Consider the following 18352-nt stretch of genomic DNA (forward strand, 5'->3'; position numbering starts at 1 on the left):
CCCGTACCGTAACCCGCCAGTACATAATCTGCAATCCAGATCGGAATTTGAGCTCCATTTACCGGATTAATAGCATAAGCCCCGGTAAAAACGCCGCTCTTGTCTTTTGCCAAATCCGTACGCTCAAGGTCGCTCTTCCGTGCAGCCTGCTCCTGATATGCTTTAACCGCGTCCTTCTGTTCTTCTGACGTAATCTGTTCCACAAGCTCATGCTCAGGTGCGAGTACACAGTAGCTTGCGCCAAACAGCGTATCGGGACGGGTTGTAAATACAGTTAAATGCTGATCGTGATCAGCAATATCAAACCGTACTTCCGCTCCGGTCGATTTCCCGATCCAGTTCCGCTGCATATCCTTAATGCTCTCGGACCAGTCCAGCTCCTCAAGATCTTCCAGCAGTCTCTCCGCATACTCTGTGATTTTTAGAATCCACTGACGCATTGGCTTACGGATAACCGGATGACCGCCGCGTTCGGACTTGCCGTCTATAACTTCCTCATTCGCAAGCACCGTGCCCAGCGCCGGACACCAGTTTACCGGCACCTCGTCAACATATGCCAAGCCTTTGTTATACAGCTGAATAAAAATCCATTGAGTCCATTTATAATATTCCGGATCTGTTGTGCTGATCTCCCTGTCCCAATCATAAGAGAAGCCTAGTGACTTAATCTGACGGCGGAAATTATCAATGTTCTTAATCGTGAAATCCCGGGGATGCTTGCCTGTATCCATTGCATACTGCTCAGCCGGAAGGCCAAATGCATCCCATCCCATGGGATGGAGGACATTGTAGCCGCGCATCCGTTTATAACGGGATACAATATCTGTTGCTGTGTAGCCTTCAGGATGCCCTACATGCAAGCCGGCACCTGATGGATAAGGAAACATATCCAGTGCATAAAATTTCGGCTTGGATGGATCGTCCTGCGTTTTAAACGTTTTTTGTTCATCCCAATACTTCTGCCATTTCGGCTCAATGACCTGAGGCTGATAGCCGTGGCCTGCTGATTGAATGTCACTCATACTTTATTAGCTCCTCCTTCGCGGTCAAACATGGCTCTTTACCATGTCCCCCAAAACAAAAAAACCTCATCATCCGTAGCGTATGACGCTAGGGACGAGAGGTTTGATTCCCGTGGTACCACCCTAGTTAGCCAAAGGCATGCTTTGCCCTGGGCTCACTTTGCACCTCTATCGCAGGTGAAACGACGATGACTTATCGGCAGACCATGCGCTTACTACTTGAAAGCGGTCAGAACCGGGTTAACATCGTTACTCCAAGGCGAGTTCATTTCCTTCGTCAACCGGCTTGCACCACCCGCCGGCTCTCTGTGTGATCGAGCTTGAAACTACTATTCCTCTTCATCGTATGGTATTCGATTTTAATGACGATATTATACCGAACATCAGTTATGAAGTCAACGAAACTAATCTGCTGATGTGTATTTCATCAAATACTGAACTTTATCCTGCAGTATATGTTATTTTATCGCTACATAGAACAGTCTTTGAGCATCATTTCCTGCTTCCACCCACTCAAAATCTGCATAACACTTTACATTCCGAAAACCGGCCTTGGTCAATTCCACCTTCATCCACTCCGGATCATAGCCGCGCTGAGTGTGCATTTCTTCAAAGCGGCGATAAACAGACCGATCGTTCTCATCCCTTGCAAAAATAGATAAATGATGTTCAATCTCACAGCGAGGCTCATCAATGGCACACGTCCATATATACGAAACTCTAGGATCATCAAGAACAAACGGCTGCTCTTCCTCGTAACGAATCAGGGTGTTTGGATGGTGTACATCAAACAGGAAGGTGCCGCCTTCCTTCAGCCCTGCGTATGTGCGGGCAAACGCAGATCGAATATCCTCTTCTTCAAGCAGATAGTTAAAGCAATCACAAAATGATATAACGGAATCTACCTGTTCAGGAAGGTTCCAATCTCGCATGTCCTGCTGTATCCATCGAACACTGCCTTCTCTAAACAAGCGATTCCCTTGAGGAGTCTCATCTAATTTCCGTCTCGCGATCGACAGCATATCAGCAGACAAATCGATACCTGTAACCTCAAATCCCGAATTCACGAGCGGTATGGTGATGCTGCCCGTCCCGCAGCCGAGTTCCGCCACACTTTTGGGCATACCATGCTTTTCCCAGGCGGTACGTGCAAAGCGCAGCCATTCAGGATAAGGCATGTCCTCCATTAGTTGATCGTAAACATATGCAAATTTGCGGTAAGACAACATGATGATCCACTTCCCTTAAACTCTACTTATTTCTTACCATCATCAGTGGATTTCGAGTTATCTTCGTTATCCTTGGCAAGATATGTCCAACTTTCCTTCTGTGTGACGAGTCCATCCTTCATCAGTCTGCCTAATGCCCGTTTAAAAGCAGATTTGCTTATGCCAAAACGCTGTTTAATAATATCCGCCGGCGTGGCGTCAGAATATGGCATAGCTCCTCCTGGACGCTCCTTCAAGAACGCAAGCAGACGATCTGCATCTTGGGTCATGCCGATTTCTTTTTGGGGCACCATCGACAGATTGACACGGCCATCCTCACGAACATGACTTACACGGACACGTACCTCTTCACCAAGACGCAGCAATCTTGTACGCTCCGAAGAGTGAATCATCCCGATGGCTCCAAAACCAAGAACGCCCCCATCAACAATGACAAATGTCCCCATCTGAAGTGGTTTGTACACGAGCGCTGTAAACCATTCGCCAAGCCATGCATCCGGTGCATTAAATGCCATCGGTGCAAGCTCCTGTTCTCCGGCCAGCTTCGCCCGAAGCCTTCCCTGCTTGTCATGCTCCATCGTAACAAATACATAGTCACCCACCTGCGGATGAAGCTCTTTCATCTCCGGCAGCTCCCGAATCGGCAGCAGCAGCTGACGGCCAAGTCCCATCTCAAGGAAACAGCCGAGGCGTGGATGAACATCAGCGACCATGAGCTTAGCCGTTTCGCCAAGGGTAAGGTAAGGCTTCTTCATCGTTGCCGCAAGCCGATCTTCCGTATCGAAGAATATAAACACCTCTACGGTCTCTCCAGGCTGAACCTTCCTCGTAAGCTCGGTATAGTGAAGCAGTACATCACGATCGCCGCCGTTCAAAAAATAACCATAAGGTGATACTTCACGGGTGATCTCCAGCTGCACAATCGTTCCAGCAATCAAATTCATACGTGCTCCACCACTTTGGCATCTGACCAAAGACGCTCAATATTATAGTAATCACGTTCATCACGATGGAAAATATGGACAACCACATCACCCAGATCCATCAGGACCCAGCGAGCTGCATCCATACCTTCAATTCCACGGAGCGTCACACCTGCGTCATGAGCGCGCTTACGAACTTCCGTCGCGATCGCCTGCACTTGGGTATCCGAATTACCGTGACATATTACAAAATAATCGGCAACCAGGGAGATGCCTCTCAAATCAAGTGCTACAACATTCATCGCTTTTTTATCTTCTGCAGCCTCTACGGCTATATTTAACAATTCACTCGAACTTATCGTCATGAATTCGCCTCCAATTGCTTTATTAAATCATTACGTGCCAATAACATACGCGGGTATATGATCTGCTTGCGGGTAATGAGAAAGCTGATCGTCGAATCAAATCCGGCTATCAACGCCTCTTCTAGGCTATGGTTGGCCAGTTCCCGAATATTATTCACACCCGGGAAATCCCGCCCCGGCTCCATATAGTCCGCAAGACAGACAATCTTGTCCAAAAGCGTCATACCAACACGTCCCGAGGTGTGATAGCGAATCGCATCAAGCACTTCAGGATCGGTAATTCCATAATCGCGTTCAGCGACAATAGCTCCTACCTCAGCATGCCACAACGGTTTATCATACTGCAGCAGATCGCCTTGATATCCGTTACTTACCAATACTTCTTCTAATTTCTGCACAGTCCAATATTTGGCGACATCGTGCAAAATCGCTGCCAAATCCGCTTTTTCCGGATTCGCTCCATATTGTTCAGCAAGCTTAACTGCCGTATCCATGACACCCTGGGTGTGCAGCCAACGCTTCTCGGGCATCTGGGAAGAAACGGCCTCTATCAGCTGTTGCCGGTTATATCCCATAAATTCCGCTCCTTACAATGTAATCATAAACCGGGTCAGGCACCATGTATCGAATCGATTGACCAGCTGCAGCTCTTTTGCGGATCAGGCTGGAGGATATATCAATGAGCGGCATGTCTGCAATTTTCACAACAGCTTGCAAATATTCAGGCAGCTGGCTCACATCCAGATCCGAGCCCGGTCGGTTCACTCCAATAAAATCAAGCATTCCGGCAAGCTCATCGATTCGGTGCCATTTCGGCAGATAGTTCACCATATCCGCTCCGATAATAAATGTGAACTCAATATGCGGATGCAGCTTCTTCAGTGCTGTTACGGTGTCTATCGTATAAGATACGCCTCCACGCTCCACCTCAAAGTCAAGCGTGTGAAAAGAAGGATGACTTTTCACGGCTTCGGCTGTCATGGCCAGCCTCATCTGTCCTGTTACCCCGGCCTTCTGCTTATGCGGAGGTATATGACTTGGCATAAACCAAACCTCATCCAGGTGATAAGCTTCCCTTGCGGCTTCCGCAGCAAGCATATGACCGATATGAATAGGGTCAAACGTCCCCCCCATAATGCCTACCTTCATCGAAAGCTCGCCTCCTTTATTTTAAGGCAATTCGATTGTCTTGTTATCTTTGGATTCCTTATATAATACGATGGTTTTGCCAATAACCTGAACAAGTTCTGCCTTAGCTCCTTCAGCCAGCTCTTCACCAATTTCACGCGGGTCCTCGATGCAATTGTTCAGCACGGACACTTTCAGCAGCTCCCGCTTCTCAATGGCTTCCGAGATATGGCGAATCAGGTGATCATTGCTGCCGCCCTTGCCTACCTGAAATAACGGATCGAGATGATGTGCCATGGACCGTAAATATCTTTTTTGCTTTCCTGTTAACATTCTTTTTCATAACTCCCTTAATTTCATCTATTTCAAGCATTTCTCTGTTTCGAAACCTTTATTCTAGCGCTTGATTCATCTTAAAGCAAAATAAATTTTATAAACATTTATTACTTACGATGTAAAACTGTGAAGCACAGCTTCCTTCATTATTTCAACCGGAGCAGCTTGGCCGGTCCAATATTCCAGTGCATATGCACCTTGATTAACGAACATCCCAAGCCCCCCATGTGTAGTGCAGCCCCGAGCAGCGCTAATCTGAAGAAACTTCGTCTTAAGAGGATTGTAAATGAGATCACTTACCACAATTCCGGAGGGTATCCAGTCCTCTGAAACAGGAAGTTCATTTACGTGCGGATGCATGCCTACCGATGTTGTATTGATTAGAACATCAGCTGACCTTACCGCTTCTTTGGCTTCCGTTTCGGACAGCCCCCGGATATCTGCTAAAAAACTCCATTCCCGTGCAAGTTCAATCGCCTTGGAGGCCGTTCGGTTTACAACAGAAATCTGTCCCGGCTGCTCAGCTGTCAAAGCATGGATAATTCCGCGTGCAGCGCCGCCGGCCCCAAGGACGACGATTTCGAGACCCTGGAGCTTCGGGCATGCTTCCTCTTTCAGAGACCGAACATAACCAATCCCGTCTGTATTGTACCCGGTCAAAACTCCATCGTTGTTAACGATCGTATTGACTGCGCCAACCCTCGCTGCCCCTTCGTCAATATTATCCAGATACTTCATAACCTCGACCTTGTGCGGAATGGTTACATTCACACCTCGAAAACCGAGCGATCGAACAGCTTGAATTGCACTTTCAAGACCTTCCGGCTTGACATGAAGCGGAACATAATTCCCTGCTATACCGAGTGCCTTTAATGCTGCGGTATGCATGACCGGCGATTTAGAATGAACAATCGGATCACCCATCACACCGAGCAGTATGGCCCCGGTATTCGAGATGACCCTTGATGGTTTAATTGAACTCATTACATACATCCGCCTCTCCCCAAAAGACAGTAATGGTCCTGCTATATTAATGAAGGACGCTGAAGCACCTTAACCCCTTTAGGAACATGAACAGCTGTAAGAGCTCCCGAATCACCATTCACCTTGATCCATCCCAAGCCCGAAATAAATATATCGGCACGTGAACCTTTAGGAATACGGATCTCGTGTCTTGTCCATTCAGGCATTTCTTCAAGCCGTTCCTTCGTAGGAGGTGACAGCAGTTCACCTGCATGATCCTCAAATAATGAATCCGCACGTTCCAGCTTGGTCCGATGTATCTTTAAACGGCCGCTGATGAAGCAGGTAAAGGATTGATGCTCTCCCTGAATAAAGTCGAATCGTCCCATACCCCCAAAAAACAACGTTTGTCCTTCATTAAGCTGGTATACTAATGGTTTCAGCGGATGTTCAGGCATTACAACACCCAGATCATCGCGGCTGACCAGCTCACTGTATCTCCATGGATAAACAATCCCTGGCGTATCAACAATATATCGCCCATCATCAAGTGGGATATTTACCATATCGAGCGTTGTTCCCGGATAACGGGAAACCGTCAGTTCCTGTTCCAGGTCGCTGTAATCCCGAATTAGACGATTGATGAGCGTTGACTTCCCGACATTCGTTGCTCCGACAACGTACACATCCCGATCTCCACGCTGATCAGCAATCGTTTCAAGCAATCTGTCAAAGCCCTGATTCTTCTTGGCACTGCACAGAACAATGTCCGTTGTGCGAAGTCCATGCTCCTTGCATTGCTTCTGCACCCAATTCAAGAGCTTGTTCCAGTTCGTGACTTTCGGAAGCAGATCGATTTTGTTAACAGCAAGAATGACGGGATTATTGCCGACAAACCGCTGCAGACCTGAAATTAAACTTCCATCAAAGTCAAAGATATCAACAATATGAATAACTAGCGCATCTTTGCTCCCGATTTGTCCTAACAGACGCAGGAACTCGTCCTGATCGACAGCAACGGACGCCGCCTCGTTATAATTTTTAATGCGGAAGCAGCGCTGGCAAATGACCGGCTCACGGTCCCATGCCTTTTCCGGTAAATAGCCAGGCTCACCCTGTGCAGTATGCTGCAGAGTAATACCGCAGCCGCTGCATTTCTTGATGACTTCTCCGCCTAAAGGCTCCATCATGATTTCTTGTCCTCCTCAGTCCATAATCCTTGTTTCCTCAGGCGTGTCAGAGCAATTCGTTCTACCCTGCGATTGAACCAGCGCGTAAATCGTCCTTCATCATTGATGGCAATTGGCATAACCAGTACCGTAAATAATCCCAAACGGTTTCCGCCGTAAACGTCCGTCAGCATCTGATCTCCTACAACAATCGTCTGCTCGTTCGTCAGATTCATCATTTTCATCGCTTTTCGAAAAGGGAGGTTACTCGGTTTCCGCGCTTCATGCACATATTGAATATCCAGCGGAGTAGCAAACTTAGAAACACGCTCCAGATGATTATTCGAAACAATAGTCAACTGAAAGCCCATCTCTTTTACCTTCTTAAACCAAGCCACAAGCTCCGGAGTAGCAAGAGGAGCCTTTGCTCCTACAAGCGTATTATCCAGATCCGTAATAATACCCCGATAGCCCTTCTCGTACAGTTCTTCCAAATTTATATCAAAAACCGTATTGACACGGAGCTTTGGAATTAGCATTTCAAACAAATTCGTCACCTCAATTTCATACGAAAAACTATACCATATTCCCGTTAGTTAGTAAAAATAATCGGCAGTGCCGCAAAACGGTAACTCATGCTGCAAAAAGCCAGGGATCAGCATACATGAGAAGACGTTTAGAAAAAGCCGCCATAGTCCCTAATTAGAGATTCTGGCGGCCGCGATCAGGAAGTTCTAACGCTTTTCAACCTTTTCTTTAATTGCCTTGCCTCCATCTGAACGGAACGCCATTCTTCATCTAAAATGTGTACGGGACTGTACCGTGCAGTCTCGAATTTCTTCAAGAGCGGAGCCAGGTATAACCCCAAGGGCGGATAGCTTTTTTCCCATTTATTAACCGATTCCCGAAGCGTTTCATCAGCACCTCGTGTTAATCCGTGTCTACGGGCATGCCTCAGCCATCGCTCTGTTTCTGCAATGACCTTATCCGCTGGAGTAAGCGGCTTTCCTGCACGGAACCTGGCCACCAAGAAACGAAGATTAAACCTCTTTCTCCAGAGAATATAACCGATCCATGCCAAAATTACCGTTCCGGCTGTCAGGCCCAGGATTAAATACAAGGATGATTGGTCTTTCGTTTCCTTGACTGGAGTACCGTTCGACAGTTCCTTTTCTTCCTCTTTTAGTTCTTCCTGGTCCTTCTGGACAGCTTTCTCCTCCAGCTGTGTTCCAGCCAGAATGGGCATTGTAAACCCTGGTGTAGTCTCAATCGGGATCCATCCATATTCTCCAAAATAAACCTCAACCCAGGAATGTGCATCTGCATTGGTAACCGTGTATTTAAACGGTTCGGACCCATCTCTTCCATTTGGGGACATAATGTCTTCGGTTGGAGTTCTGCCTGGAGCATATCCCTTAACCCATCTAGCCGGAATATCCAGTGAACGGGTCATCATGACCATAGATGTTGAGAAGTAGTCGCAGTACCCTTCCTTGACTTCAAAAAGAAAAGCGTCAACAAAATCAGAACTTTCACGCTTGGAAAGGTCAGGTGAATTCGTGTAGCTGAAGTTCGTCTGCAAGTATTGCTGCAGCAGCATTACCTTCTCATAAGGTGTTTCCGCTTCTGCCGTAATTTCTTCAGTAAGTTCCTTGACTCGCTTCGGAAAATCAGAAGGGATCTGTAAATATTGCTCATCTATCTCTCCAGAGCCGGAATAAATCTGGTCGTAAGTCTTTTGCTGAAGCTCGGCAAACGATATGACAGGAACTTCTGACGTAACCACATATGACTTTGGGTAGCTCGGTCTTTTCGGCTCGGATTCAAGATGCAGCTCAGACCGCTCTTCTCTCCAGCGAAGTGTTCCGCTAAACATATCCGAATCCAGCTTCTCCACCTTGGAAATCGAATAGGCTCCGAACAATACCGGGTATACCTTATCGTTGAGCATCGTCACCGATTGCCTTACCGTTTTGGTTTCTACCTGACTTGATAAATCTCCGTACAATTCTTCTCCAATCTCCACATTTAGAGTATCCCGGCCGATTTTCTTATCGTCCCATCCAGACCCGGAATATGTCGCCCTCGTCTCCCCCCGCCAATAGCTTCTTTCATCAGAGGTAACTGTCATCACAGGGGAATAATCAAAGTTAAATCCGCCGCCAAGGTCGTTATCATTACGTCCATATCCAGACATGCTCTCAGTCTGGCTTCCCAGAACAGTAGTGCTCACCCCGGTACCACTCCCTGATAACGGCAGGCCATTCCATTCTCTCCAGGCTGTATAAGGGTCTGTTAATGAAGGCTGAATATTCGGCATATTAATCCCTGCCAATATGATCAGGGAGAAAATAACCAGGATATTGCCCAGAATTTTGACAGGATTCTTTCGAAGCTTACGCCATCCCGAAGGGAATCTGCCGCGGAATCGCTTGAAATGCTCAGTTACAAGCCAAGCCATCCCAACAGCCACAATCCAAGCGGTCTCATCCCACAAAATAATTGTTGTGAAGGAATCCAGTATGCCGAAGGCTACAATATTCAGCCCCACTACGAGCAAAATTCTCCTCTTATTGTTAGCCCATGCCGAAACAAACAGGAATATAGCCCAGGATGCTGCTGCGAACCAAAAATATGGCAGAAAATCCTGAAGAGTCTCTGATCGAAGTACTTGAAGAAAGCTTTCTGACACCAGGTTACTTTTTTTCAGTACAGAATATACTGCGTACACGATTAATGGCAGTTGGATGATCACCCGTAAAGGCCGTTTAATAAATACCATAGCCTCTATGACGGCCGTAATTGTAATCGTAGCAATAATACCTGCTGTTGTTTCTTGATATAGTATGGGCTCTGAATAGGATACCCATTGCATTAAAATAATCCATACCCATAATAAAGATAAAATATAAAAAAACGATGAGGAAAAGTGCTGTTCCTTCGATCTCACTTAAGCTCCACCTCCTAAGACAACAGGGAGCTCATCCAATGACGAAGCCGTATAACTCATAATTCCCCTGGACTTCAGATGTAATGAATAATCATCTTTAGCATTCTCCGTCCCTGCGGAACTCAACGTTCGCAGCAAGCAAGGATTCATACCTCTTGTCTCGGCCCAGCGCAGCACTTCAAGAATCGAAGAGTCTGCTAATGGACTTACAAGAAGAAACAGCGCTCCTGTTGGAAATTGGCGTTGAGCTTTCTGAAGAGATGAGAGCAGGCTTTCTGTTCGGTCTGCATCTACATCCACCAAATGCTGGATCATCCTCATCCGTTCGCCAGGAGTATCGCTTGGTGCGAATACTCTTGATTCCTTCCCCGCTGTGAAGAGTCCGGTGCCTGTATTCTCGCGGGCTCCATATTCAACTAACGAGGCTGCTGCTGAAACAGCAAACTCAAATTGCTGTGCATTTTGATATCCTTTTGCTGTACAATCCAGAACAATCACCGTCTTTGGAAAAGACTCATGCTCAAACTCCTTTGATTTCCAGGCTCCCGTCTTAGCTGTTGCATTCCAGTGTATACGTGAAATACGGTCACCATAAACATAATCACGTACTCCATTAATCTGGGTCGACTCGCGTCTGGCAGCAGAAAGCGTCGTCTGCGTGCCGCCCAGTCTCAAGCTGCGCGTGTTCCGCTGCCAGTTGGGGATAAACACCATGCGTGGCAGCACACGAAAATGAGTATCGACCTCAAACTCACCGCGATGCTCAATTAAACCGAATATGTCTTCACTAATGCATTCCGTTTTTGAAAATGCATAGCGTCCCCGCTCAAGAGGGGGAGTCTGAAACACCAATTGACCGGACCCGCGCAGGTTTGGAATAACACTATCTTCAAAGGACCACTTATCCCCGTTATGACGTTCAAGGACCTCACGAACGATCAGATAAGGCATAGGCAGCAGTCCAGGAATCGTAACTTCCATTGTGATGTGTATCTTATCCCCCGCATGTAATGTATTTCCAGGTTCACCGGATGTAACGGAACGAGAGGCTCTTACACGCCTTACTCCGCCGAAGCTCGAACCAATCAAGTAAACAGTCATCAGGCTGACCATCGAGAACAGCATCATCGCTGTCTTGCCTCCCTGGAACAGGACATACAGCAAGCAGATAGACCAAACCGCCAATACTGCTGCAAGTCTCGACGGCTTTATACCATTTTTCAGTACAGAAAGATTGCGGCGCATCCCTATCTTCCCATCTGAACAGGCACTTTAATCTGCCGTAGGATAGACTGAATCACGGATTCCGGGGTCACATTATCGAGCCTCGACTCCGGACGCAGCATAATCCGGTGAGACAGAACATATGGAGCAAGGATCTTGACATCATCAGGCAGCACATAATCCCGTTTTTGCAGGAAAGCATATGCCTTAACAGCATTCACAAAAGATAATGTGGCGCGCGGGCTTGCACCAAGGATAATCGAAGAGTGCTCCCTTGTGGCACGCGCAATGCTCAGCAGATAATCAGCTACTGGTTCCCCGAGAAAAACATCACGAATTTCATCCTGGATAGATGAAATCTGGTCCATATGTGTTACGGGCTTAAGCTTGTCCACCAGTTGACCGTGGCGGGAGCGGAACATCAGTTCTTTTTCCGTTGCCGCATCTGGATATCCCAGACTAATCTTAAGCATAAAGCGGTCCAGCTGAGCCTCAGGAAGCATATAGGTTCCTTCAAAATCGATCGGATTCTGTGTAGCACACAGCATAAACGGATGCGGCAGCTCATGTGTCTCCCCGTCAACGGTCACGCTCCGCTCCTCCATTACCTCAAGTAAAGCGGACTGCGTCTTCGTCGTTGCCCTGTTAATCTCATCGGCTAAAAGCACATTTGTCATAACAGGGCCGGGACGGAAATAAAAGCGCTCATCCCGGGGATGAAATACAGATACTCCGGTGATGTCACTTGGCAGAATGTCAGGATTACACTGAATACGCCGATATTCACCCTGCATGGATTTAGCAAGTGCTTTAATCAGCTGTGTTTTTCCTGTCCCAGGCACATCCTCTATTAAAACGTGCCCCCCGGCAAGAAGAGCGGTTAAAAGAAGCTGAATTTCAAACTCCTTGCCAAGCAGGCACGATTCCAGATTGGAGCGGACCGAATATATAATATTCATGGATTCTTGTCTTACGGGCATGTATTTTAAACCTCCTGTAAGGGAATAAATAGATAATTTACTACTATTGTACATGATGAAGGTGACAGAGTACATGATGGAGTAATTCATGAACATGGGCTCTAGAAAGAGTCACTTTAGTTTATCGTTTTGGGCACCAAAAAAAAAGCCCCGGACTCAACATCCGAAGCTTTTCTGGAAGATTTATTTGACTCAGCCTTTTGGACGCACGATTAGTGCAGCAAGAAACGAAAAGATGATAGCCGCTGATATCCCGGCACTTGTTACTTCAAATATTCCGGTAATAACACCGACCCACCCATCACGCTGCAGCTCAGATAAAGCACCATGAACAAGCGAGTTTCCAAAACTTGTGATCGGCACTGTGGCACCAGCACCGGCAAATTTTACGAGCGGATCATATAAACCAAACGCATCTGCCACAGCTCCTGCAACAACGAGAGAGCTCATCGTGTGGGCGGGAGTAAGCTTGATCACATCCATCATAATCTGTCCGACTACGCAGATCAGGCCGCCGACAATAAAAGCCCATAGGAATTGCATTGTTCATCAACCTCCCATTTCTAATGCTACCGCGTGAGCAATGCAAGGTATAGACTCGCCCTGCTGGTAGGAGAGCGGAGACAATAAAGCACCTGTTGCCACAACCAATACCTTCTTCAACTCACCCCGGCGCATCTTCTTCAGAATATGGCCATAAGTAACAACAGCGGAACATCCGCACCCGCTTCCTCCGGACAATACATATTTTTGCTTATTTCGGTCGTATATCATCAGACCACAATCCATGAAATTGGTTTCATCCATACGGACGCCTTCCTTTTCAAGGAGTTCCTTTGCGATGGGAAGGCCAACCGCAGCCAAATCTCCTGTTACAATCAAGTCATAATAACCAGGAGAACGGCCTGCATCGCGAAAATGTGCGGCGATCGTATCTGCCGCAGCCGGCGCCATCGCTGTTCCCATATTAAACGGGTCTTTAATACCGAGATCCATAACCTTGCCGATTGTAGCATAAGTAACATGCGGTCCAACCCCTTGGGTGGAAACAACTGAACACCCTGCACCAGTAATGGTATACTGCGCATATGGAGGTTTTTGTGAGCCATATTCCGTTGGGTACCGGAACTGTTTCTCTACGGTACAGTTGTGGCTTACCGTTCCTGCCATCGCATACTGGGCAGCACCCGAATCCACCATAAGCGAAGCGATCGCCAAGCTTTCCATAGAAGTCGAGCAAGCTCCGAACACACCGATATATGGCACACCCATTTTACGGGCGGCAAACGAGCTGCTGATAATCTGGTTCATCAGGTCACCCCCGACGAAAAACTGCAGCTGGTCTTCCGTTAGACCCGAGTTCTCCAGAGCGGTTCTGGCCGCATCCTCAAGTAAACGCCGCTCCCCTTTTTCCCAGGTCTTTTCATTTATTTCAATATTGTCGTAAATATAATCGAAATCCTCTGCAAGAGGCCCTTCACCTTCTTCAGGACCAACAATTGAGCTTGCTCCAAGAATGACAGGCTTGCTCTCATACTTCCAGGTTTGTCCGGTTACCTTCATCTTCAGTGTCCTCCTATTCCTAGAAGAGCATAAATAATACCCACGATGAATGCAGCAACGGTACCAAACACGATAACCGATCCGGCCAATTTAAACATGCTTGCCCCAACTCCAAGGACAAGTCCTTCTGCACGATGCTCTAACGCGGCTGAGCACATGGAATTCGCAAACCCGGTAACCGGCACAGCAGTCCCTGCTCCGGCCCACTGAGCGATTTTGTCGTATACACCGAGGCTTGTCAAAATGACTGAAATGATGATCAGCACAGCAACGGTCGGATTACCTGCTTCTTTCGTGCTCATATGAAACACAGACATAAAAAACTGCTGAATGCCTTGTCCGATAACACATATCAATCCCCCGACCAAAAAAGCTTTTAAACAGTTTTTCAATATACTACCAGGCGGTTCGTGCTTTTTGGCAATTGATTTGTATTCTTCCGGACTCATCGAATTCAATTTGGAGTCGGATTTTTGTTTTGAGTCAGGCAAGTTCATACACCTCCGGCAAAGTCATGTTGGAAATTACAATCTGGATTATTGACATTTCACTCTATATCATTATGGTTTCTTTTGGCTTCCTTTATGATTGGAAAATCATCCATATAAAAAACAGCCCCAGGCGCGAGGCCTAAAGCTGTCTTATCCTATGAAGGTCAGATCCACATGTACAACAACAGGATTACCAACAAAATAAAGAGCAGGATCAAAAGTACCTGAGTTTGGGTAGTCCCAAGCCGGCTGTAAAGTTCAGAAGTAGAGTGGCTCATTGTTTTATCCCCTTCCTGGGCTGTATGAATAACACGATCAGGATAGTATATTCCGCTTCTCTTATATGAGTCACAAAGACGTTTAAGACCTGTGAATGTCCATAGACTTTTGCATGGTATAAGAGCATACTAGAGGTTGAACCTTATACATATCTTCAACTAAAAGGAGCGAACACAAAATGAACCAATCAACAATGGATTTGCTGCGGACTCTTACTGAATTTCCTGCGGCACCCGGCTTCGAACGAGAACTTCGTTCTTGGGTTAAGGATGCCCTCTCCCCATATACAGACGAATTTCTGCAGGATCGATTAGGAAGTATTTTTGCCGTTCTTCGCGGAAATGATGAAGGACCACGTGTTATGGTCGCAGGACATATGGATGAGGTCGGCTTTATGGTCACAGGAATAACAGAGGCCGGCATGATCCGTTTTCAACCGCTCGGCGGCTGGTGGAGCCAGGCTGTACTCGCACAGCGGCTGCAGATCATTACAGAGGAAGGTCCGATTATCGGGGTCGTTGGCTCGATTCCTACTCACTTGCTGGATGAGGCTACACGCAGCAAGCCGGTTGACATCAAAACGATGTATCTGGATATCGGTGCAGATAACAAGGCTGAGGCTGAAGCTTTTGGTATCCGTCCAGGCCAGCAGATTGTGCCGATCTGTGAATTCACCCCTCTTGCCAACCCTAAGAAAATCATGGCCAAAGCCTGGGACAACCGGTATGGTGTCGGCCTTGCCATTGAACTTGTTAAAGCACTTCACGGAGAAAAACTCCCGAATACCGTATTCGCAGGAGCTACAGTTCAAGAGGAGCTTGGCCTGCGTGGCGCCCGGACGTCAGCCAATCTGATCCAACCTGACATTTTCTTCGGGCTGGATGCCAGTGCAGCTAATGACATGATGGGCGACAAGAGTCAATTCGGACAGCTCGGACAAGGTGCACTGCTTCGTATATTCGACCCGACAATGCTGACACACCGCGGCATGGTCGAATATGTACAGGACACGGCCGACACAAACAAAATCAAGTACCAGTACTTTGTTTCTCCCGGAGGCACCGATGCAGGACAGGTACATTTAAGCGGTATCGGTGTTCCATCCACGATCATCGGTATTTGCTCCAGATACATTCATACTTCATCCTCCATCATCCATACGGATGACTATGAGGCTGCGAAAGAACTGTTAATCAAGCTGGTTAAAGGCCTTGACCGTACAACCCTGAACACGATTCTGGAGCGGGCATAAACCCTTAAATTTTTTTAGCAGGATACACGGGTCCCAAATAGCCGTATATGAACGACTTTTTGGGACCTTATTACTTCATAAACGGAGGAAAATTCAATGCTGCAAGGGTTAACAACAGCCGGTCTAGGCAAAATTGACAGTAACAGTCATTTTATAGAGCTGGCATCCCGATACCACTTTCAAAGCGTAGATCTGGAAGCAGCGGATCTCATCAAAGAGCTTGGCGCCGAACAGGCTGTGGAACGATTAGGAGAACTTAAGCTTTCCATTGGATCAATGGGACTGCCTGTCGAGTGGAGGGCAGATGAAGAGGAATTCCTGAAAGGGATTACAAAACTGCCTGCAGCCGCTGAAGCTGCTGCTGCCCTAGGCTGCACCCGATGCTGTACTTACATCTTGCCATCAACGGATCTTCCGGCTGCTCATTTTATGGCCATTGCAACCAAAAGACTGCGAATTTGTGCCGATATTCTTGGCGCATACGGAATTAGGCTTGGTTTGGAATTTGTCGGACCGCATCATCTGCGGACAAGATGGAACAACCCTTTTATCTGGACACTCAGGGAAACACTAGACTGGATTGATGCCATCCATGAACCGAATGTCGGCCTTTTATTGGATTCCTATCATTGGTATACGAACGAACTGCAGGTATGCGACATAATGCAGCTTAGACCCGAACAGATAGTTCATGTACATATAAATGATGCCAAAGACCTGCCTGTTGAAGAGGTGCTCGATAATGATCGGTTATTTCCGGGAGAAGGGGTTATCGATCTTGCCGGTTTCTTAAAGGGTCTACACGATATTGGATATCAAGGTCCCGTATCACAGGAAATCCTGACCCCGTCTACTCCAAGCGATTCACCGGAAAGCCTTGTGCTAAGATCCCGGCAGGCGTTTGATAAGGTGTTTAAGGCTGCCGGTTTGAAGTAACAACGAGTGTTGGAACATAAAAAAGTCTTCCGCCAGTATTCAAACCAGGCGGAAGACTTTTTTGTATTTTCCTATTTCGCATAGGCAATCTATGCTTCTTCCCTCATTCACTCGCTGTCTTTCTTCAATCTTCCTGCCTTTTTCACGGCTTCCTTTAAAATAATCTCGATTTGAGCGTTAACACTTCGCAATTCATCATCCGCCCATTTTTCAAGCGCGTCATAGAGCTTGGGGTCTATCCTTAACGGATAAGCTTTTCGTTTTGCCATTGATCCTAGTGAATGCTTCCTGTATTAATGACAGGCTGCGTTCCTTTTTCAGAAACAATAGCAACCATCAGGTTATTAACCATTTGCGCCTTTTTATCATCATCAAGCTCGACAACCCCTTCAACCGCTAATTGCTCAATTGCGCTTTTTACCAAACCGACAGCCCCGTCTACAATGACTTTACGCGCTGATAATACAGCCTGTGCCTGCTGTCTTTGTAACATAGCCGACGCAATTTCAGAAGAATAGGCGAGGTGCATAATACGTGCCTCAATGACATCCACCCCGGCAACGGCTAGACGACTCTGAAGATCCTGTGCTAAAAAGTCAGCGATTTCATCACTGTTTTTTCGTAAGGACAAGTCTGTATCTTTGTCAAAATGATCATAAGCATATTGACTGGCAATATGGCGAATCCCTGTTTCACTTTGAATCTGAACAAATTCCTCGTAATCTTCAACATCGAAGGTTGCTTTAGCACTATCCGATACTCTGTAGACTACAACAGCAGCAATTTCAATCGGATTACCTTCCAGATCGTTTACCTTTAACTTTTCACTATTGAAGTTGATAACGCGAAGAGACACTCTGGATTTAATGCTTAAAGGAACAGCAACCCAAAGTCCCTGCTCTTTAATTACCCCGATATAGGTTCCGAAAAAAGTAAGCACCTTTGCCTCATTAGGATGAACAATCGTAACACCTGAAAGGATTAGCAAGGCTGTGATCCCCAAGAGAACTGGAACTATCAGGCTTGCACCGGAAGGATCTGTGGAAACGAACAGGAATGCAGCTAAACCAATAAGAACTAGCGATACAATAATACCGATATAACCGTTCATCTTGAATGCTTGTTTCTCTTGCATTTTCATGCCCCCCATTTATATATCAATGTGATATCACAATTATATCATTCATAGGGGATTATTTTCAACACAAATACCTGTTTGAAGCCAGAATCCGTAATTGTCTATGCTTATCGCTTCGCCTTATAAAACTCATGATACAGCTTCATTAGTGCCCGCTTCTCGATCCGGGAAACATAACTCCGCGAGATGCCGAGCTCTTTTGCAATTTCACGCTGTGTCCGCTCTTCCCCTCCGGCCTCCAAGCCGAAACGGCCGATGACCACTTCCTTCTCACGTTCATCCAATATGTCCAGATTCCGATATATCTTACTCTTCTCAATCTTTAACTGCACTGCATCCACAATGTCATCTGCCTCGGAGCCAAGGATATCGATTAGTGTTATCTCATTAACACTTGGGCGTTA

Annotated in this window: 20 protein-coding genes, 1 pseudogene and 1 other annotated feature; of the genes and pseudogenes, 2 read left to right on the forward strand and 19 right to left on the reverse strand. The window is 46.8% G+C overall.

Annotation, left to right across the window (positions count from 1 at the left end; translation table 11 throughout):
- From leuS to spoVAC, 16 genes are all read right to left on the reverse strand, one after another.
- A partial coding sequence (leuS, locus tag BN1234_RS07300) for a leucine--tRNA ligase (RefSeq protein WP_082423133.1) occupies positions 1-1022 on the reverse strand: 1022 nt, incomplete at its 3' end.
- A gap of 87 nt (positions 1023-1109) precedes the next feature.
- Positions 1110-1374 (reverse strand) — a binding site (T-box leader).
- Between the two features lie 106 nt (positions 1375-1480).
- On the reverse strand, positions 1481-2251 hold the full coding sequence (locus BN1234_RS07305; protein WP_054956011.1) for a class I SAM-dependent DNA methyltransferase: 771 nt from the start codon (positions 2249-2251) through the stop codon (positions 1481-1483).
- A 26-nt stretch (positions 2252-2277) separates the two neighbouring features.
- Positions 2278-3195: a CvfB family protein gene (locus BN1234_RS07310; RefSeq protein WP_054956012.1), complete on the reverse strand. Its 918-nt coding sequence runs from the start codon at positions 3193-3195 to the stop codon at positions 2278-2280.
- Positions 3192-3539, reverse strand: a complete 348-nt coding sequence (rsfS, locus tag BN1234_RS07315; RefSeq protein ID WP_054956013.1) for a ribosome silencing factor — start codon at positions 3537-3539, stop codon at positions 3192-3194. The genes BN1234_RS07310 and rsfS overlap by 4 nt, the downstream gene beginning before the upstream one ends.
- Positions 3536-4114 carry a bis(5'-nucleosyl)-tetraphosphatase (symmetrical) YqeK gene (gene yqeK / locus BN1234_RS07320; protein ID WP_054956014.1) on the reverse strand — a complete coding sequence of 193 codons (579 nt, stop codon included), beginning with the start codon at positions 4112-4114 and terminating at the stop codon, positions 3536-3538. The genes rsfS and yqeK overlap by 4 nt, the downstream gene beginning before the upstream one ends.
- A complete protein-coding gene (locus tag BN1234_RS07325; protein WP_054956015.1) occupies positions 4104-4688 on the reverse strand; it encodes a nicotinate-nucleotide adenylyltransferase in 585 nt (194 codons plus the stop codon). Before BN1234_RS07325 ends, yqeK begins: the two co-directional genes overlap by 11 nt.
- A 21-nt stretch (positions 4689-4709) precedes the next feature.
- On the reverse strand, positions 4710-5000 hold the full coding sequence (yhbY, locus tag BN1234_RS07330; protein WP_054956016.1) for a ribosome assembly RNA-binding protein YhbY: 291 nt from the start codon (positions 4998-5000) through the stop codon (positions 4710-4712).
- A 114-nt stretch (positions 5001-5114) separates the two neighbouring features.
- Positions 5115-5987, reverse strand: coding sequence for a shikimate dehydrogenase (aroE, locus tag BN1234_RS07335; RefSeq protein ID WP_054956028.1), 873 nt, complete (start codon positions 5985-5987; stop codon positions 5115-5117).
- Positions 5988-6028: 41 nt separating this feature from the next.
- Complete coding sequence (gene yqeH, locus BN1234_RS07340; protein WP_054956017.1) at positions 6029-7156, reverse strand: ribosome biogenesis GTPase YqeH; 1128 nt, start codon at positions 7154-7156, stop codon at positions 6029-6031.
- Entirely contained in the window at positions 7153-7683 is a 531-nt protein-coding gene (locus BN1234_RS07345; RefSeq protein WP_054956018.1) for a YqeG family HAD IIIA-type phosphatase, read from the reverse strand. The genes yqeH and BN1234_RS07345 overlap by 4 nt, the downstream gene beginning before the upstream one ends.
- Before the next feature lie 176 nt (positions 7684-7859).
- Positions 7860-10085, reverse strand: a complete 2226-nt coding sequence (locus BN1234_RS07350; protein WP_054956019.1) for a DUF4129 domain-containing transglutaminase family protein — start codon at positions 10083-10085, stop codon at positions 7860-7862.
- On the reverse strand, positions 10086-11330 hold the full coding sequence (locus tag BN1234_RS07355; RefSeq protein ID WP_054956020.1) for a DUF58 domain-containing protein: 1245 nt from the start codon (positions 11328-11330) through the stop codon (positions 10086-10088). It lies immediately after the preceding gene.
- Positions 11331-11332: 2 nt separating this feature from the next.
- Positions 11333-12289 carry an AAA family ATPase gene (locus BN1234_RS07360; RefSeq protein ID WP_054956021.1) on the reverse strand — a complete coding sequence of 319 codons (957 nt, stop codon included), beginning with the start codon at positions 12287-12289 and terminating at the stop codon, positions 11333-11335.
- Positions 12290-12481: 192 nt separating this feature from the next.
- On the reverse strand, positions 12482-12832 hold the full coding sequence (gene spoVAE, locus BN1234_RS07365; protein ID WP_054956022.1) for a stage V sporulation protein AE: 351 nt from the start codon (positions 12830-12832) through the stop codon (positions 12482-12484).
- 6 nt (positions 12833-12838) lie between these two features.
- The gene (spoVAD, locus tag BN1234_RS07370) at positions 12839-13852 is read right to left on the reverse strand and encodes a stage V sporulation protein AD (RefSeq protein WP_054956023.1); all 1014 of its coding nucleotides are present in this window, start codon (positions 13850-13852) and stop codon (positions 12839-12841) included.
- Positions 13853-13854: 2 nt separating this feature from the next.
- Positions 13855-14349 (reverse strand): stage V sporulation protein AC, encoded by a 495-nt coding sequence (gene spoVAC, locus BN1234_RS07375; RefSeq protein WP_054956024.1) that lies wholly within the window; start codon positions 14347-14349, stop codon positions 13855-13857.
- Between the two features lie 451 nt (positions 14350-14800).
- Between spoVAC and BN1234_RS07380 the strand changes: the two genes are divergently transcribed.
- Together BN1234_RS07380 and BN1234_RS07385 are read left to right on the forward strand one after the other, a co-directional pair.
- Positions 14801-15874, forward strand: coding sequence for a M42 family metallopeptidase (locus tag BN1234_RS07380; RefSeq protein WP_054956025.1), 1074 nt, complete (start codon positions 14801-14803; stop codon positions 15872-15874).
- 96 nt (positions 15875-15970) lie between these two features.
- Positions 15971-16810 (forward strand): sugar phosphate isomerase/epimerase family protein, encoded by an 840-nt coding sequence (locus BN1234_RS07385; RefSeq protein ID WP_054956026.1) that lies wholly within the window; start codon positions 15971-15973, stop codon positions 16808-16810.
- A gap of 107 nt (positions 16811-16917) precedes the next feature.
- Here the strand turns inward: BN1234_RS07385 and BN1234_RS22475 are convergent, their stop codons facing one another.
- From BN1234_RS22475 to BN1234_RS07395, 3 genes and pseudogenes are all read right to left on the reverse strand, one after another.
- Positions 16918-17079, reverse strand: coding sequence for a type II toxin-antitoxin system antitoxin (locus tag BN1234_RS22475; protein WP_170308004.1), 162 nt, complete (start codon positions 17077-17079; stop codon positions 16918-16920).
- Positions 17080-17084: 5 nt separating this feature from the next.
- On the reverse strand, positions 17085-17945 hold the full coding sequence (locus BN1234_RS07390) for an SPFH domain-containing protein (RefSeq protein ID WP_054956027.1): 861 nt from the start codon (positions 17943-17945) through the stop codon (positions 17085-17087).
- 110 nt (positions 17946-18055) lie between these two features.
- Positions 18056-18337: pseudogene (locus tag BN1234_RS07395) on the reverse strand (sigma-70 family RNA polymerase sigma factor); the annotation flags it as partial.
- Positions 18338-18352: the final 15 nt, after the last annotated feature.

The organism is Paenibacillus dakarensis (assembly GCF_001373415.1).
Lineage (GTDB): Bacteria > Bacillota > Bacilli > Paenibacillales > Paenibacillaceae > Paenibacillus_AQ > Paenibacillus_AQ dakarensis.